Origin of the sequence: Streptomyces exfoliatus (assembly GCF_000725545.1) — a bacterium.
In the GTDB taxonomy this organism is placed as follows: Bacteria; Actinomycetota; Actinomycetes; order Streptomycetales; family Streptomycetaceae; genus Streptomyces; species Streptomyces exfoliatus.
Genome location: NZ_JNZP01000031.1, coordinates 45146 through 61694 on the forward strand (window position 1 = coordinate 45146; position 16549 = coordinate 61694).

General features: G+C 71.8%; 16 protein-coding genes and 1 pseudogene. 13 read left to right on the forward strand and 4 right to left on the reverse strand.

What is annotated here, in order from left to right:
• Window positions 1-92: 92 nt before the first annotated feature.
• The gene (locus tag IO20_RS0129810; RefSeq protein WP_030555442.1) at window positions 93-1016 is read right to left on the reverse strand and encodes an RNA polymerase sigma factor SigF; all 924 of its coding nucleotides are present in this window, start codon (window positions 1014-1016) and stop codon (window positions 93-95) included.
• A 221-nt stretch (window positions 1017-1237) separates the two neighbouring features.
• Here IO20_RS0129810 and IO20_RS0129815 point away from each other — a divergent pair, with 221 nt between their 5' ends.
• From IO20_RS0129815 to IO20_RS0129840, 6 genes are all read left to right on the forward strand, one after another.
• A complete protein-coding gene (locus IO20_RS0129815) occupies window positions 1238-1606 on the forward strand; it encodes an STAS domain-containing protein (protein ID WP_030555443.1) in 369 nt (122 codons plus the stop codon).
• Window positions 1607-1738: 132 nt separating this feature from the next.
• Entirely contained in the window at window positions 1739-2158 is a 420-nt protein-coding gene (locus IO20_RS0129820) for an ATP-binding protein (RefSeq protein ID WP_030555445.1), read from the forward strand.
• Between the two features lie 110 nt (window positions 2159-2268).
• Window positions 2269-2970, forward strand: coding sequence for a peptidase (locus IO20_RS0129825; protein ID WP_106978677.1), 702 nt, complete (start codon window positions 2269-2271; stop codon window positions 2968-2970).
• On the forward strand, window positions 2970-3797 hold the full coding sequence (locus tag IO20_RS0129830; protein ID WP_030555448.1) for a COG1470 family protein: 828 nt from the start codon (window positions 2970-2972) through the stop codon (window positions 3795-3797). Before IO20_RS0129825 ends, IO20_RS0129830 begins: the two co-directional genes overlap by 1 nt.
• On the forward strand, window positions 3794-4864 hold the full coding sequence (locus tag IO20_RS0129835) for a hypothetical protein (protein WP_030555450.1): 1071 nt from the start codon (window positions 3794-3796) through the stop codon (window positions 4862-4864). Before IO20_RS0129830 ends, IO20_RS0129835 begins: the two co-directional genes overlap by 4 nt.
• A gap of 14 nt (window positions 4865-4878) precedes the next feature.
• A complete protein-coding gene (locus IO20_RS0129840; protein WP_030555452.1) occupies window positions 4879-6234 on the forward strand; it encodes a hypothetical protein in 1356 nt (451 codons plus the stop codon).
• Between the two features lie 59 nt (window positions 6235-6293).
• Here IO20_RS0129840 and IO20_RS0129845 read toward each other — a convergent pair whose 3' ends face one another.
• Entirely contained in the window at window positions 6294-7814 is a 1521-nt protein-coding gene (locus IO20_RS0129845) for a peptide MFS transporter (protein ID WP_030555454.1), read from the reverse strand.
• 458 nt (window positions 7815-8272) lie between these two features.
• Between IO20_RS0129845 and IO20_RS0129850 the strand changes: the two genes are divergently transcribed.
• Window positions 8273-8950 carry a response regulator transcription factor gene (locus IO20_RS0129850; RefSeq protein ID WP_030555456.1) on the forward strand — a complete coding sequence of 226 codons (678 nt, stop codon included), beginning with the start codon at window positions 8273-8275 and terminating at the stop codon, window positions 8948-8950.
• 24 nt (window positions 8951-8974) lie between these two features.
• Entirely contained in the window at window positions 8975-10246 is a 1272-nt protein-coding gene (locus IO20_RS0129855) for an ATP-binding protein (RefSeq protein WP_030555458.1), read from the forward strand.
• 36 nt (window positions 10247-10282) lie between these two features.
• Here IO20_RS0129855 and IO20_RS0129860 read toward each other — a convergent pair whose 3' ends face one another.
• Window positions 10283-10798: a GtrA family protein gene (locus tag IO20_RS0129860; RefSeq protein ID WP_030555460.1), complete on the reverse strand. Its 516-nt coding sequence runs from the start codon at window positions 10796-10798 to the stop codon at window positions 10283-10285.
• A 188-nt stretch (window positions 10799-10986) separates the two neighbouring features.
• On the opposite strand from IO20_RS0129860, the gene IO20_RS0129865 reads away from it, so the two are divergent.
• From IO20_RS0129865 to IO20_RS0129880, 4 genes are all read left to right on the forward strand, one after another.
• Window positions 10987-12126 carry a 5-(carboxyamino)imidazole ribonucleotide synthase gene (locus IO20_RS0129865; protein WP_051874844.1) on the forward strand — a complete coding sequence of 380 codons (1140 nt, stop codon included), beginning with the start codon at window positions 10987-10989 and terminating at the stop codon, window positions 12124-12126.
• A 35-nt stretch (window positions 12127-12161) separates the two neighbouring features.
• Window positions 12162-12659 carry a 5-(carboxyamino)imidazole ribonucleotide mutase gene (gene purE, locus IO20_RS0129870; RefSeq protein ID WP_051751520.1) on the forward strand — a complete coding sequence of 166 codons (498 nt, stop codon included), beginning with the start codon at window positions 12162-12164 and terminating at the stop codon, window positions 12657-12659.
• Window positions 12656-13864, forward strand: coding sequence for a dipeptidase (locus IO20_RS0129875; protein WP_030555465.1), 1209 nt, complete (start codon window positions 12656-12658; stop codon window positions 13862-13864). Before purE ends, IO20_RS0129875 begins: the two co-directional genes overlap by 4 nt.
• A gap of 123 nt (window positions 13865-13987) precedes the next feature.
• On the forward strand, window positions 13988-14911 hold the full coding sequence (locus IO20_RS0129880; protein WP_051874846.1) for a membrane dipeptidase: 924 nt from the start codon (window positions 13988-13990) through the stop codon (window positions 14909-14911).
• Window positions 14912-14980: 69 nt separating this feature from the next.
• Here the strand turns inward: IO20_RS0129880 and IO20_RS0129885 are convergent, their stop codons facing one another.
• A complete protein-coding gene (locus tag IO20_RS0129885) occupies window positions 14981-16306 on the reverse strand; it encodes a UDP-glucose dehydrogenase family protein (RefSeq protein ID WP_030555471.1) in 1326 nt (441 codons plus the stop codon).
• A gap of 126 nt (window positions 16307-16432) precedes the next feature.
• On the opposite strand from IO20_RS0129885, the pseudogene IO20_RS41650 reads away from it, so the two are divergent.
• Window positions 16433-16549, forward strand: a pseudogene (locus IO20_RS41650) (acyl-CoA dehydrogenase family protein); the annotation flags it as partial.

The following is a 16549-nucleotide window of genomic DNA, read 5'->3' on the forward strand; positions in this document are numbered from 1 at the left end:
CGTGAACGGGCCCTTTCCGCAGCCATCTTGGCGGCTCACGGGAGGTGGTGGAGGTCATTCCTCCAGAGTGAGGTGATTCCTCCGGACGGAGGTCACTCCTCCAGGGTGAGTCCGCGCCGCAGCCGGGCGAGGGTGCGGGCGAGCAGCCGCGACACGTGCATCTGCGAGATGCCGAGTTCCGTGCCGATCTCCGACTGGGTCATGCCGGAGACGAAGCGGAGGGAGAGGATCTGGCGCTCGCGGTTGGGCAGCGAGGCGATCATCGGCTTCAGGGAGGCGATGTACTCGATGCCGGTGAGGCCGTGGTCCTCGTAGCCGAGCCGGTCGGCGAGCGCGGCCTCGCCGCCGGAGCCGTCCTCCTCGTCGGGCTGCGCGTCGAGCGAGGCCGCGGTGTACGCGTTGCTGGCGGCCATGCCCTCGACGACCTCCTCGGGGGAGATGCCGAGCTCCTCGGCGAGTTCGGCGACGGTCGGGGCGCGGTCGAGGCGCTGGGCGAGCGCGTCGCCGGCCCTGGCGAGGTCGAGCCGCAGTTCCTGGAGCCGGCGGGGGACGTGCACGGACCAGGAGGTGTCGCGGAAGAAGCGCTTGATCTCGCCGATGATCGTCGGCATCGCGAAGGTGGGGAACTCGACGCCGCGGGCGAGTTCGAAGCGGTCGATCGCCTTGATGAGGCCGATGGTGCCGACCTGGACGATGTCCTCCATCGGCTCGCTGCGGGTGCCGAAGCGGGCGGCGGCGAACCGGACCAGGGCCAGGTTGAGTTCCACCAGGGTGTTGCGGACGTACGCGTGGTCGTGGGTGCCCTCTTCGAGCTCGGCGAGCCGGGCGAAGAGCTGCTTCGACAGGGCACGCGCGTCGACCGGTCCGATCCGGTCGAGGGGCCGGTCGAGCGGGCGGTCGATCAGGTCGTCGAGGGGCGCGGCCGGGTGGCCGGGGGACGGGGCGGTCGGGTGGACGAGGGGGACTGCTGCCGACGGCGCGTCGGGGGTGCGCGGGGCGTCGAGCCGGGGTGACATGGGTCTCCTCCTTGGTTCCTCTGCTGCGGTTTGCGGCGCCTCCGAAGCCGGTCGTGTCGGGTGTTCTCTACTAGCCCTACCTGCTTCACACGCAAGGTCGCAAGTGTCGACAATCCGCTTTGTCCGGTTATGCGGTGGACCTCGTGTGCGCGAAAGGGGGACCCGCTTGTAGGGTTCGAGGCACGTCAGTCGCATCCGCGAGAGCGAGAAGAGGCACGGCCATGGACCGGGAACACATCGGCAGCGCACCGCCCGCGCGGCTGCGGGTCGAGGTCCGGACCGTGGGCGCGAGTGAACTCCTCGCGCCCGTGGGTGAGCTCGATCACCACACCGTCGACCTGCTGCGTTCTCCCCTGGACGACGCGCTCGACGCCGGCCGCTCGCACCTCGTCGTCGACTGCTCGGGCCTGGAGTTCTGCGACTCGAGCGGACTCAACGTCCTGCTCGGCGCCAGACTGAGGGCGGACGCCGCCGGTGGCGGGGTCCATCTGGTGGCGATGCGGCCCGCGGTGGCCCGGGTGTTCCACATCACGGGCGCGGACGCCGTCTTCACCGTGCACGAGACACTCGCCACAGCCCTCCCCGGCTGAGCCCTCCGCCCCACCGGGTGTGCCCCACGCCACCCCCGCACCGCCCCGCGTCCCCGCACCGCCCGTACGTCCGGCCCCTCCGTTCCATGCCTGTCCCGTCTCTGTCCCGTCGATCGGTGAGGTGAAGCGCTGATGGACCAAGCTTCCGACGTCCGTACGCTCGCCCTCGGCGAGACCAGCGGCACGGTGCCGCTCGCCCGCGACTTCACGCGGACCGCGCTCCAGGAGTGGGGCTGGCTGCCGGCCGCCACCGCCGACCGCAGGGCCGCGGCCGAGGACGTCCTCCTCGTCGTCTCCGAGCTCGTCACCAACGCCTGCCTGCACGCCGAAGGACCCGAGCGGCTCCGCGTCCTGCGCCTGCCCAAGGTGCTGCGCCTCGAAGTCACCGACCGGGGCGCCGGCCAGCCCGCGCCCCGCAGCCCGCACCGCTCCGGGCGCCCCGGCGGCCACGGCATGTTCATCGTGCAGCGGCTCTGCCTCGACTGGGGCATCGAGCGCACCCCCGGCGCCCCCGGCAAGACGGTCTGGGCCGAACTCGCCTCGCCCGCCTGAGACTTTCACAAGTTCACCCGTTCCCCTGCCTTCCCTCCGTGAGGCCCCGGGCGTACCTTGACGGCCAATCTGAAAGACCGTCAGTTATGTTGCGGTGAGGGGTGCTCGGGGTGACCAAGGAGCCGAACCGGAGGAGGACGGCCGCCGCGCTCGCGGCGGTCACGGTGGCGGGCGCGGCCGTGCTCGCCGGCGCACCGGCCGCCCAGGCGGCCGTCGTCGACGTCCACTACGCCTGCGACACGAAGATCGGGGCCAAGAGCGCCGTCTCGCCCGTCGACATCAAGGCCGTCAAGAACGGCAGCGCCTACACGATCACCATGTCGTTCGAGAAGGGCGTCTCCGACAGCCCGATCGAACTCCCCAAGGGCGTCATGACCCCCCGCGCCGAACTCGTCCTCGGCGGCGACGCCGAAGGCACCGTCAAGGTCAAGGGAACCCCGAACACGGCCGCCATCCCGCCCGACACCCCCATCAGGATCGGCACCCTCACGGGCACGTACACCCCCACCGAGAACGGCAGGGTCACCTTCACGGCAGGGAAGCTCACCGTCCACGCCCTCGGCATGGACGCGGCCGTCTGCCTCCCCAAGAACAACCCGAAGCCGTCCCTCGAACTCCAGGTCACCGGCCTCTCCGGCGGCTCCGGCTCCGAGACCCCGCCGCCCGCGGGCGAACAGGAGAAGGAACCGCCCGCCGAGCTGCCCAGGACCGGGCCGCTCGACTCCGCCATGGCCCTCGGCACCCTCGGCGGCACCGTCCTGCTGACCGGCGCCGCCGGAGTCCTCTGGCTCACCCGGCGCGCGGCACGCTGATGCGGACGGCGGCACGCACCGGGCTCCTGGCCGCCGCCACCGCCCTCCTCGGCGCGGTCGCGGCGGCTCCCCCCGGCGCCCAGGCCTGGACGGCGGCGCCCGCCGCCGGACGGCCCTACGCCTATCTGGAGGGCCCCGCGGGCAGCGTCCTCCAGGACACCCTGTCGCTGACCAACCCGGGCGCCCGGCCGCTCACCGTACGGCTCAGCGGGCAGGGCGCGCCGGTGTCCTTCGCCGCCACGACCGTGACCGTGCCGGCCAGGACCAGGGCGGACGTCCCCTTCGCCGTCACCGTCACCGCCGACACCCCGCCCGGTGAACACCGGGGTGCCGTACGGGCGTCGGCCGCGGGCCGTGAACTCCGCGTCGACCTGCGGCTGCGGGTCAGCGGCCCCCGACTCGCCGCCCTCACCGTCGAGGACGTCCACGTCGACACCGCGACCGGCTCCCTCCGGTACACCCTGGTCAACCGCGGCACCACGGTCCTCGCCCCGCGCCTCGCCGTCTGCGCCGACGGCGTCCTCGGCACCGTCCTCGACCGGCCTGGCCGCCCCCTGCCGCTCACCCTCCGCCCCGGCGAGCGGGCCACCCGCACCGAACCCTGGCCCGACCCGCCCGCCCTCGACTCCGTCACCGTCCGGCTCACCGCCACCGCCCCGGGCGCCGCCCCCGCGACCGCCCGCGCCGAGGCCTCCTTCGCCCCGCTCCCGGCGCCGGCCGGGGCGGCCGGCCTGCTCCTGGCGGCGGCGGTCGGCGGATACGCCGTACGGCGGCGCGGAAGGTCCCGTACCCGTACCCAGGCAGCGTCGGCGGGAGCGACCCCATGACAGGCAGCCGAACCACGAGGTGGGTGCGCACGGCCGCGGCACTCCTGACCGGCCTCGCCCTCGCCCTCCTCCCCGCCGCCCCCGCGACGGCGGCCCCCGGGCCCGTCGTCGAACTCTCCCGCGCGGAGGGCGGCAAGGGCGGCGAGATCACCGTCAGCGGCAGCGGCTGGAAGCCCGGCGCGCTGCTCATGCTCCTGGTCTGCGGCCAGGCGGCACCCGACCGGGGCGTCATCGGTGGCACCAACTCCTGCGCCAACACCGACGGCCGGGCCGCGACCGTCGACGCGCGCGGCGCGTTCAGCGCGAAGCTCCCGGTCGCCGAACCGCCCAAGCCCTGCCCCTGCGTCGTGCACGTGGCCGGAGTCACCGGCCAACAGGACGCGGTCGACCGGGAGTTCACCGTCGCCGGGCACCCCACCGCCCCGCTCCCCGAGGCCTCGGGCGACGGACGGCTCGCCGTCCTGGCCGCCGTACGCCTCGACGGATCGAGCGGCCTCCTCACCTGGTTCGGGGCGCCCCCGAGCCGCGAGGTCGTCTTCACCGTCGGCAACCTCGGCTCCGCCCCCGTCAAGGACCCCGTCTTCCAGGTCGGCACCGGCCACGGCGTCTTCGCGCCGCAGTACGAGGAACGCCAGTGGCGCGGCACGGTCCAGCCCGGCAGGAAGGCCCTGGTCCGGCTCCCCGTCGAGCTCGCTGCGGGCGCGCACGGCGACTACCAGGTGTCCGTGCGGTACGCGGGCAAGGTCCTGGTCGAGCAGCCGTGGGGGGTCGGCAGGCCCTGGGGCGTGACGCTCTTCTGGCTGCTGCTCGCCGTCGTCGTCCCCACGGCCCTGTTCCGCGTCGGGATGGCCGTGGTGGACCGCGTCCGTCCGGCCGCGAGCCCCGCCGCGGCCCGGCCCTCGCGGCGTCGGCGCCCCCGGACCTCCAGCCGTACCCGTACCCGTACCTCCGTTCCCGCGCGGCGGGAGGCGGGGGACGACGAACCGACCGCGGTCCTGCCGTGGTTCAGCCCTGACTCCGCACCGTCAGCCCCAGAGAGCAGCCCGACGACGAAGGGACAAGCGTGAGTACGCAACGGAGGATGAGCGCGGCCGGAGTCGCGCTGATGCTCGGCGGCGCGGGGATCCTGATTTCCGCCGGACCCGCACAGGCCGCCGAGGTCTCGTACAGGACGGAGTGCATCCCGCCGTCCATCTCCGGACTTCCGCCCGTGCAGGGCACGACGAAGGTGCTGATCACGGCACCGGCGGAGGCCAAGGTCGGCGACGAGGTCGAGATCGTCTGGAAGACGGTCCAGGCCGCGTCGAAGAACCCCGACGTGCTCGACCTCGGCGCGGACACGGTCAAGCCGACCGGCGTCCTCACCGTGGGCGGCGCGGCGACCGGCACCGTCGCGATGGAGGGGCCGCGGAAGAACCCGCCGATCCCCAAGAACAGCCCGATGGTGCTGCCCGAGATGAAGGGGAAGCTGAAGCTGGACAAGGCGGGCGAGATCACGTTGACGCCCGACAAGTACACGATCAACGTGTCCAAGCCGATATCGACGGACACGAAGTGCGCGCCGAAGGAAGCGGTCCCGGTCGGCGCGACGATCAAGGTGACGGCGGGCGGAGGCGGCACGACGACCTCGGGCGGTACGACCACCTCGGGCGGCACGACGACCTCCGGCGGTACGACGACCTCGGGCGGTACGACCACCACATCGGGCGGCAGCACCACCACCGCCGGAGGCACGACCACCACCTCCGGCGGTACGACCACCACCGGCGGTGGTTCCGGTGGCGGGCAGACCGACTTCCCCGGCAAGGAGGTCACCGTCGCCTTCGCCTGCCAGGCCCCCGGACCGCCGGACATCAACTCCAAGGTGACGATCAACGCCAAGAAGAACGGCGCCGTCTACGACCTCACCGTCAAGACGGCCAAGGGCGTCATGAACAGCCCCGCCGCCCTCCCCAAGGGGGCTCTCACCCCGTCCATGGCGGTGAAGATCGGCGGAGCCGACAGCGGCACGGTGAAGGTCACCGGCGCCCCCAACCCCACCGCGCTCGCGGCGGGCGCCCCGGTGAGCCTGGAGGACATGAAGGGCACGTACAAGCCGGGGGCGACCGGGAAGTCCACGCTCAGCCCCGGCGCGCTCACCATCTCGGTCACCCTCGGCGAGGCCAAGATGGAGATCCCGTGCCAGGTCAAGGGAGCGGTGAACGCCTCCCTGGAGCTGGACACGAGCAAGCAGGCCGGCGGTGCGAGCGGCGGAACGGGCACCTCGGGCTCGGGCTCCGGCGGCACGGCCTCCGGCGGCTCCGACGGCGGGAACCTCGCCGAGACCGGCGCCGAGAGCGACGGCGCCCTGCGCGCCCTCGCCCTGGTCGCCGGCACGGTGATCCTGCTCGGCGGCGCGGTGTTCACCTTCACCCCGTGGGCGCGGCTCAGGAGGTGAGGAACGACGGAGGCCGCCGCACCGAACCCGGTGCGGCGGCCTCCGTGGACCTACGAGCGTCAGTGGACGTCGCCCATGAGGCCCTGGACCTTCTTGCGGTACATGTAGATCGCGAATCCGGCGGCGACGGCGAGCGCCGCCTGCATCGCGATGATCCCGGTGCCGTTGAGATCGACGCCCGCGATGGAGAGCAGACCCGTGGTGCAGTCACCGGCGGTGACGGCGAGGAACCAGACACCCATCATCTGCGAGGCGTACTTCTGCGGCGCCATCTTCGTGGTGACGGAGAGGCCGACGGGGGAGAGGCACAGCTCACCGATGGTCTGGATCATGTAGATCGTGACCAGCCACATCGGGGAGACCTTGGTGCCGTCGCCCGCCATGTTCATCGGGACGATGAAGACGAAGAAGGACGCGCCGACCAGGACGAGACCCATCGCGAACTTCACGATGGTGTTCGGCTCCTGGTTCTTGCGGGCCAGCCACAGCCACATCCAGGCGAAGACCGGGGCCAGCGCCATGACGTAGAGCGGGTTCAGCGACTGGTACCAGGTGGCGGGGAAGCCGAGGCCGAAGATGGTGTCGGCGGTCTTGTCGTCCGCGAACAGGGACAGCGTCGAGCCGCCCTGGTCGTAGATCATCCAGAAGATGGCGGCGGCGACGAAGAACCAGATGTAGCCGGTCACGCGGGACTTCTCGCCGGTGGTCAGGTCCTTGTCGCGCTTGATGCGGGCCAGGACGGCGACCGGGATGATCAGACCCGCGAGGGTGATCGGGACCATCGCCCAGTTCAGGGTGTACATGCCGAGGGCGACGACGGCACCGTAGAACGCGGCGATCACGACGGTGACGACGGCGGCCTTGGTGATGACGGCCTTGCGCTCGTCGGCGGACAGCGGGTTCGGGACCTCGCTGCTCTTCGGGTTCAGCGTCTTGCCGAAGATCAGGAAGACGGCGAGGCCCAGGCCCATGCCGACGGCGGCGAGGGCGAAGCCCAGGTGCCAGTTGACCTTCTCACCGACGGTGCCGATCACCAGGGGAGCGAGGAACGCGCCCAGGTTGATGCCGATGTAGAAGATCGTGAAGCCACCGTCACGGCGCGGGTCGTCCGCGTTCTTGTAGAGGTGGCCGACCATCGTCGAGATGTTGGCCTTCAGCAGACCGGAGCCGACCGCGACGAGCGCGAGACCGACGAAGAACATCGCCTGGCCCGGCATGGCCAGCGAGACGTGGCCGAGCATGATCACGGAGGCCGCGATCGTGACGGTCTTGCGGGCGCCCCAGACGCGGTCGCCGAACCAGCCGCCGGGCATGGCCATCAGGTAGACCATCGAGACGTAGACGGAGTAGATCGCCGTCGCCGTCGCCGCGGTCATCGCGAGACCGCCGCCCTGGCTGCCCGTGGCGGCGTCCACGCCGCCGGAGACCAGGTACAGAACGAGAAGGGCCCTCATGCCGTAGTAGGAGAAACGCTCCCACATCTCGGTCATGAAGAGAGTGGCCAGGCCGCGGGGGTGGCCGAGGAAGGTCTTCTCGTAGCCGAGGGGTTCGGCCGAGTCCTTCGTCAGGCTGGACGCCATGTCGATCCTTGCTCTGTCGGGACGCGCGCCTTGTGAGCGTGATGCGCCCGGTGGGGGAGGCCGGCACCGGCTGAGTCGTCGGACTCACCGGGATCCACGCCCCGGGAGACGCGTTGTCGCGTCCCGGGACCCGGCCCACAGGTCGTTCACCGTCTTCGAGGATCGGCGGAGCCGACCTCACGCAGAAAGAGGACCTTGGCACGCGAAGCGAGCCAAAGGTCCCCAATACCGCTACAGACGTCGAGCAACCATACGACACGACAGTGCCGGATATGGAAGGACTTGAGAGATGGATCACAGGCGGAAGTGCAACCACGGAAGGCTATTCGAAGGTCATGAACAGGATGCCCACAGGATCCCCAGGGGTCATCTCGCCCCGGGCGCCCGCACCCCGGCCCTGCGGGCCGTCCCCCGCCGTCCCGCCCCGGCCCGGCACCCGTGCGGACTACCATCACCCCATGACCCGTGTACTGCTCGCCGAGGACGACGCATCCATCTCGGAGCCGCTGGCCCGCGCCCTGCGGAGAGAGGGGTACGAGGTCGAGGTCCGCGAGGACGGCCCCACCGCCCTCGACGCCGGACTCCAGGGCGGAGTGGACCTGGTCGTGCTCGACCTGGGCCTGCCCGGCATGGACGGCCTCGAAGTCGCCCGGCGGCTGCGCGCCGAGGGGCACACGGTCCCGATCCTGGTCCTCACCGCACGGGCCGACGAGGTCGACACCGTCGTCGGGCTCGACGCGGGCGCCGACGACTACGTCACCAAGCCCTTCCGGCTCGCCGAACTCCTCGCCCGCGTCCGGGCCCTGCTCCGGCGCGGCTCCAGCGAGCCCGCCGTCGCCCCCGCGACCCACGGCGTACGGATCGACGTCGAGTCGCACCGCGCCTGGATGGGCGAGGAGGAACTCCAGCTGACGGCCAAGGAGTTCGACCTGCTCCGGGTCCTGGTCCGGGACGCCGGCCGGGTCGTCACCCGCGACCAGCTGATGCGCGAGGTCTGGGACACCACCTGGTGGTCGTCCACCAAGACCCTCGACATGCACATCTCCTGGCTGCGCAAGAAGCTCGGCGACGACGCCGCGAACCCGCGCTACATCGCCACCGTGCGCGGAGTCGGTTTCCGCTTCGAGAAGAGCTGAGCCACCCCGCCCCCGGAGAGCACCATGCGCCGCCGTCTGATCAACTCCACGCTCGCCGTGGTGCTCGTCGTCATCTCGGTGTTCGGGGTCTCCCTCGTCATCGTCGAGACCCGCACCATCACCAGCACCGCACAGGAGCGGGTGGACACCGAGGCGGTGCGGCTCGCCTCCATCGTCGACAGCCGGCTCATCGGCGGCGAGCCGGTCAACCCGGACATCCTCGCCGAGCAGAGCGGCGCCAAGCGGTTCGCCGAGATCCGGATCCCCGGCCGCCCGTCGATCGAGATCGGCACCCGACCCACCGGGGACGTCATCCGGGGCCTCGCCGAGGGCGAGCGCGGTGAGACCGTGATCGTCGAGGAGTCCCGCTCCACCGTCACCGAGGAGGTCGGCCGCACCCTCCTGATCATCGGTGCGGTGGCCCTGCTCGCCGTCGTCGCCGCGATCCTCCTCGCCGTACGGCAGGCGAACAAGCTCACCTCCCCGCTCACCGACCTCGCGGAGACCGCCGAGCGCCTCGGCTCCGGCGACCCGCGCCCCCGGCACAAGCGGTACGGGGTGCCCGAGCTGGACCGCGTCGCGGACGTCCTCGACGCCTCCGCCGAACGCATCGCCCGCATGCTCACCGCCGAGCGCCGGCTCGCCGCCGACGCCTCGCACCAGCTCCGTACGCCGCTGACCGCCCTCTCCATGCGCCTGGAGGAGGTCGCCCTCGCCGACGACCTCGACACGGTCAAGGAGGAGGCGACGATCGCGCTCACCCAGGTCGAGCGGCTCACCGACGTCGTCCAGCGGCTCCTGACCAACTCCAGGGACCCGCGGACCGGCTCCGCCGTCGCCTTCGACCTGGACGAGGTCGTCAAGCAGCAGATCGAGGAGTGGCGGCCCGCCTACCGCAGCGCGGGCCGGGCCATCGTCCACTCGGGCAAGCAGGGGATGCGGGCCGTCGGCACCCCGGGCGCCGTCGCCCAGGTCCTCGCGGCCCTGATCGAGAACTCGCTCATGCACGGCGGCGGCACGGTCGCCCTGCGAACCCGGGTCATCGGCAACCAGTCGGTGATCGAGGTCACCGACGAGGGCCCGGGCGTCCCCCCCGACCTCGGCTCACGGATCTTCGAGCGGGCCGTCAGCGGCCGCAGCTCCACCGGCATCGGCCTCGCGGTCGCCCGCGACCTGGCGGAGGCGGACGGCGGCCGTCTCGAACTGCTGAAGGAGCAGCCGCCGGTCTTCGCGCTCTTCCTGAGCCGGGAGGTCAGGAGCGTCTCGGACGAGACGCGGGAGCGCCCCGTACGGTGAAAGGGCCGGGCTGCAGAGGCGGACCGAAAGGGCTGGTCAGACGCGGTCGGGCTGGCGCCGGACCGCCTGGCGCGGGGGCTGCTCCAAGAACGATTCGGCGGCCTGGACCGCCTCCTTCGCGGGCAGCGTGCGGAACACCCAGGTGCGGTACGACCAGAAGCGGAACAGGGTGGCGACCCCGATCCCGAAGAACTTGAAGAAGTTGCTCTGCAGCGGGGAGTCCCAGCCGAAGCCGTACGTGGCCATGAACAGCAGACCGTTCTGGATCACCAGGCCGATCAGGCTGAAAACGAGGAAGAGCGACATCTCCTTGGTGCGGCTGCTCTTGTCCCGGTCGCGGTACGTGAAGTACCGGAACCCGATGTAGTTGAAGACGATCGCGACCACGGTGGCGATGACGCTCGCGCGCACGACCGGCAGATCCGTGAAGTGACGTACGAGATTGAACACTCCGAGGTCGACCAGGACCCCGACAGCCCCCACTGCCCCGAACTTGGCGACCTCACGGAAGAGCCCGTTGAGTCGCGTGCGCAGCGCGCCGGGTTCACTCATGGTGATGGCTCTGTCCCGTCCGTCCGGATGACGCCCGGATGACGTCAACCCAACCCATGCTAACCAGCCCTCCTGTCACCCGCCCGGGTACCTCGTAAACCACTGGAGAACCCGCTTCCCGCCCCGCCTTTCTTGTGCCAAACCACAGCCGGACGAGGCTTCCGGGATGGTGCGGATACCCTAAGAGGGTGACGTTCCCCGTAGTAGGCATGGTCGGCGGCGGGCAGCTCGCCCGTATGACGCACGAGGCGGGCATCCCCCTCGGCATCAAGTTCAAGCTCCTCAGCGACACCCCCCAGGACTCCGCGGCCCAGGTGGTCGGCGACGTCGTCATCGGCGACTACCGCGACCTGGACACGCTGCGTGACTTCGCGCGCGGATGTGACGTGATCACCTTCGATCACGAGCACGTCCCCACGGAGCACCTGCGGGCCCTCGAAGCGGACGGCATCCCCGTCCGGCCGGGCCCCGACGCGCTGGTGCACGCCCAGGACAAGGGGGTGATGCGCGCGAAGCTCGACGAGATCGGCGCGCCGAGCCCGCGGCACCGCATCGTGGCGGACCCCGAGGACGCGGTGGCCTTCGCGGCCGAGGTCGGGGGCTTCCCGATCATCCTGAAGACGGTGCGCGGCGGCTACGACGGCAAGGGCGTCTGGTTCGTCCGTACGCCCGAGGACGCCCGCGATCCGTTCCTCGCGGGGGTCCCGGTCCTGGCCGAGGAGAAGGTCGACTTCGCGCGCGAGCTCGCCGCGAACATCGTCCGCTCCCCGCACGGCCAGGCCGTCGCCTACCCGGTCGTGGAGTCCCGCCAGGTCGACGGCGTCTGCGACACCGTCATCGCGCCCGCGCCGGACCTCGACGGCGAGCTGGCCGGCCAGGCGCAGGAGCTGGCGCTTCGCATCGCCAAGGAGCTGGGGGTCGTCGGCCACCTCGCCGTCGAGCTGTTCGAGACCACCGACGGCCGCATCCTCGTCAACGAACTGGCGATGCGCCCGCACAACTCCGGCCACTGGACCCAGGACGGCGCGATCACCTCGCAGTTCGCCAACCACGTCCGGGCGGTCCTCGACCTGCCCCTCGGCGATCCGCGCCCGCGTGCCCCGTGGACCGTGATGTGCAATGTCCTGGGCGGTGACTACCCCGACATGTACGCGGCGTACCTGCATTGCATGGCGAGGGACCCGCAGCTCAAGATTCACATGTATGGCAAGGACGTGAAGCCCGGCCGCAAGGTGGGGCACGTCAACACCTACGGCGACGACCTGGACGACGTGCTGGAGCGCGCGCGTCACGCCGCCGGCTATCTGCGAGGAACGATCACCGAGTGAGCAGCCACAGCACCTCCCCCGTCGTCGGCATCGCCATGGGATCCGACTCCGACTGGTCCGTCATGGAGGCCGCCGCGCAGGCCCTCGACGAGTTCGAGATCCCCTACGAGGTCAACGTCCTCTCCGCGCACCGGATGCCGCGCGAGATGATCGCGTACGGCGAGGAGGCCGCGGGCCGGGGCCTGAAGGCGATCATCGCGGGCGCGGGCGGCGCCGCCCACCTGCCGGGCATGCTCGCCTCCGTCACCCCGCTCCCCGTCATCGGTGTGCCGGTGCCGCTGAAGTACCTCGACGGCATGGACTCGCTGCTCTCCATCGTGCAGATGCCGGCCGGCGTCCCCGTCGCCACGGTCTCCGTCGCCGGCGCCCGCAACGCGGGCCTGCTCGCGGCCCGGATGCTCGCCGCGCACGACGCCGACCTCCTCGCCCGGATGAACGAGTTCCTCCAGGAGCTCAACGACCAGGCGACCGAGAAGGGCAAGCGGCTGCGGGCCAAGGTCGAGGGCGCCGACTCCTTCGGCTTCGGCAAGTGAGCGCCGCGGCGGACCGTCTGGCGGAGGCCCGCGAACTGCTCGCGGGCCACCCCGTCGTCGACGGCCACAACGACCTGCCGTGGGCGCTCCGCGAGCACGTGCGGTACGACCTGGACCGCATGGACATCGGCGCGGACCAGACCGGCGCGCTCCACACCGACCTGGCGCGGCTGCGGGCCGGCGGCGTCGGCGCCCAGTTCTGGTCGGTGTACGTGCCGTGCCGGCTCGCCGGGGACGACGCGGTCAGCGCGACCCTGGAGCAGATCGACGTCGTCGACCAGCTCCTTGAGCGGTACGCGGGCGAGCTGGCCCCCGCCCTGACGGCGGACGACATGGAGGCGGCCCGCGGGCAGGGCCGTATCGCCTCCCTCAAGGGTGCCGAGGGCGGCCACTCGATCAACAACTCCCTCGCCACCCTGCGCGCCCTGCACGCCCTCGGCGTGCGCTACATGACGCTCACGCACAACGACAACAACGACTGGGCGGACTCGGCGACCGACGAGCCCGGCGTCGGCGGGCTCTCGGCCTTCGGCCGGCAGGTCGTCCGCGAGATGAACCGCTCGGGCATGCTCGTCGACCTCTCGCACGTCGCCGCCACCACCATGCGGGACGCCCTCGACGCCACGGCGGCGCCGGTGATCTTCTCGCACTCCTCGGCCCTGGCGGTCTGCGACCACCCGAGGAACATCCCGGACGACGTCCTGGAGCGGCTGCCCGCCAACGGCGGCGTCGCGATGGCCACCTTCGTGCCCAAGTTCATCCTCCCCGCGGCCGTCGAGTGGACCGCGCGGGCGGACGAGAACCTCCGCGAGCACGGCTTCGACCACCTCGACACCACCGCCGAGGCGATGAAGCTGCACCGTGCCTTCGAGGAGGAGAACCCGCGCCCGATCGCCACCGCCGCCACGGTCGCCGACCACCTCGACCACATGCGCGAGGCCGCCGGCATCGACCACATCGGCATCGGCGGCGACTACGACGGAACGGCCTTCACCCCGGCCGGTCTCGACGACGTCGCCGGCTACCCGAACCTGATCGCGGAGCTGCTGCACCGCGGCTGGTCGCACCCGGACCTGGCCAAGCTGACCTGGTCCAACGCGGTCCGCGCCCTCCGGGACGCGGAAGCGGTCTCCCGCGACCTGAAGAGCCGTACGGCACCGTCGAACGCGACCATCGACGCTGTCGACGGCCTCGACGCGCCGTAACCGGACGGTCACCCGAACGGCTCAGTCCGCCGGGCCCCGGCAGGGGGCCGGTGGCACGGTGGACGGTACTGCCCCGCCGGTCGAGGCGGGGCGGTACTGCATCGCCGAGTTCGGAGTGACCCCATGGCGGAACTGCTAGACGACCATCCCAGCCTCTCCACCGTCCCTGCCGCCGCCGGCGAGCTCGACGCACCGGAGCCACCCACGGCGCTCGACGAGACGTCCCGCGCCCGCGCCATCCTGGCCGCCCAGCCCGTCGTCGAGGGGCACACCGACCTGCCCCCGTCCCTCGATCCGGAGGACCTGCCGCCGGTGCGCGCGAAGGAGGCCGGAGCCCAGTTCTGGTCCCTGCGCGTCGATGCCGACGAGGGTGTCGTCGGGACCCTGCGGCGCATCGACGCCGTCCGCGCGCTCGTCGCCGCCTGCCCGGAGGACCTGCGTCTCGCGCACACCACGTCCGAGATGGCCGACGCCCGTAACTGCGGCCGCGTCGCGGCCCTCCTCGGGCCGGTCGGCTGGACGGCGCTCGGCGGGTCCGCCGCGACCCTGAGGGCCTATCAGGCCCTGGGGGTACGGGCCGCCGGCCTCACCCGCTTCGACCGCTTCGCCCGCGACGCGGTACGGGAGATGAACCGCATCGGCCTGGCCGTGGACCTGTCCGGAGCCGACGAGGACACGGTCCGCCGCACCCTCGCGGTCACCCGCGCCCCGGCCCTGCTGACACGGGCGGCCCCCGAGGAGCTCCCCGACGACGTCCTGGGCCTCCTCGGTGGGAACGGCGCCGTCTGCATGGTCACCGTCACCGACGACCCGGCCGCCGTCGCCGACGTCCTGGACCGCCTGCGCGCGCAGGCCGGCCCGCACTGCGTGGGCGTCTCGCACACGACGGCCCCGGCCGTCGGCTACGTACCGCTGTTCGCGGAACTGCTGCGCCGGGGCTGGTCGGCCGAGGACCTGGTGGGCCTCGCGCACGCGAACGTCACCCGGGCGCTGCGCGAGACGGAGTTCCTGTCCCGCACGAACCGCATCCGGCCGGCCGCGGCCTGACCGGCCGTACGAAGGTACGAAGGAGGGAGGGGGCGCGACCGCGCCCCCTCCCTCTCGTGTGTCCTCGTGTCAGGCGCGCGGACGGCCCATCGCCCGGTACGTCCAGCCGGCCGCCCGCCAGCGCTCCGAGTCGAGCGCGTTGCGGCCGTCCAGGATCACCGGCGACGACACGACCCCGGCGAGCTCCGCCGGGTCGAGCTCGCGGAACTCGCGCCACTCGGTCAGGTGCAGCACCACGTCCGCCCCGGCCACGGCCTCGCGCGCGGAGTCGGCGTACCCGAGGGTCGGGAAGAGGCGCCGGGCGTTGTCCATGCCCTTCGGGTCGTAGACGGTGACCTGGCCGCCCTGGAGGTGTATCTGCCCGGCCACGTTCAGCGCGGGGGAGTCGCGGACGTCGTCCGAGTCGGGCTTGAAGGTGGCGCCGAGCACGCCCACCCGGCGGCCGAGGAAGGAGTTCCCGCCGAGGGTCTCCCGCGCCATCTCCACCATCTGGCCGCGCCGCCGCATGTTGATCGAGTCGATCTCGCGCAGGAAGGTCAGCGCCTGGTCGGCGCCCAGCTCGCCGGCGCGGGCCATGAAGGCCCGGATGTCCTTGGGGAGGCAGCCGCCGCCGAAGCCGATCCCGGCCCGCAGGAACTTGGGGCCGATCCGGTCGTCGTGGCCGAGTGCCTCGGCCAGCTTGGCGACGTCGCCGCCGGCGGCCTCGCACACCTCGGCCATCGCGTTGATGAAGGAGATCTTGGTGGCGAGGAAGGAGTTCGCGGACGTCTTGACGAGCTCGGCGGTGGGGAAGTCGGTCACCACGAAGGGCGAGCCCTCGCCGACGGGGACGGCGTACACCTCGCGGAGCGTCTTCTCGGCCCGCTCGCCGCGGACGCCGACCACGATCCGGTCCGGGTGCAGGGTGTCGTTCACGGCGAAGCCCTCCCGCAGGAACTCCGGGTTCCAGGCGAGTTCGACGCCCTCCGGCAGCAGGCCCGCGAGCCGCTCGGCCGAGCCGACGGGGACGGTCGACTTGCCGACGACCAGGGCCCCTTCGCGTACGACTCCGGCGAGGGAGGTGAAGGCGGCGTCGACGTAGCTCATGTCGCAGGCGTACTCGCCGTGCTTCTGCGGGGTGTTCACGCAGACGAAGTGCACGTCGCCGAAGGCGCCGACCTCCTCCCAGGAGGTGGTGAACCGCAGCCGCCCGCTCGAACCCTCGATCCCGGCCACGTGTCTGGCGAGGAGCTCCTCCAGGCCCGGCTCGTACATCGGGACCCGTCCGGACGACAGCAGCTCGATCTTCTCCGGGACGACGTCGAGGCCCAGGACCTCGAAGCCCAGTTCCGCCATGGCCGCGGCGTGGGTGGCGCCGAGGTAGCCGGTGCCGATCACAGTGATCTTGAGGGCCATGCGGGTCTCCAGTGAACGTCGGGCGGAATGCCTGCCCGAGCATAGTCGTGCCCTGGTCCGGGGCCCGGTCACGCCCTACCATTTGGGTTACTTAACGGTAATTAGCAAGCGTGGGAGTGAGTGAGCGTGTCAGGTTCCGCTGATTTCGACCTGTATCGGCCTTCCGAGGAGCACGACATGCTCCGGGAGTCGGTGCGTGCTCTCGCGGAGGCGAAGATCGTGCCGTTCGCCGCCGCGGTCGAC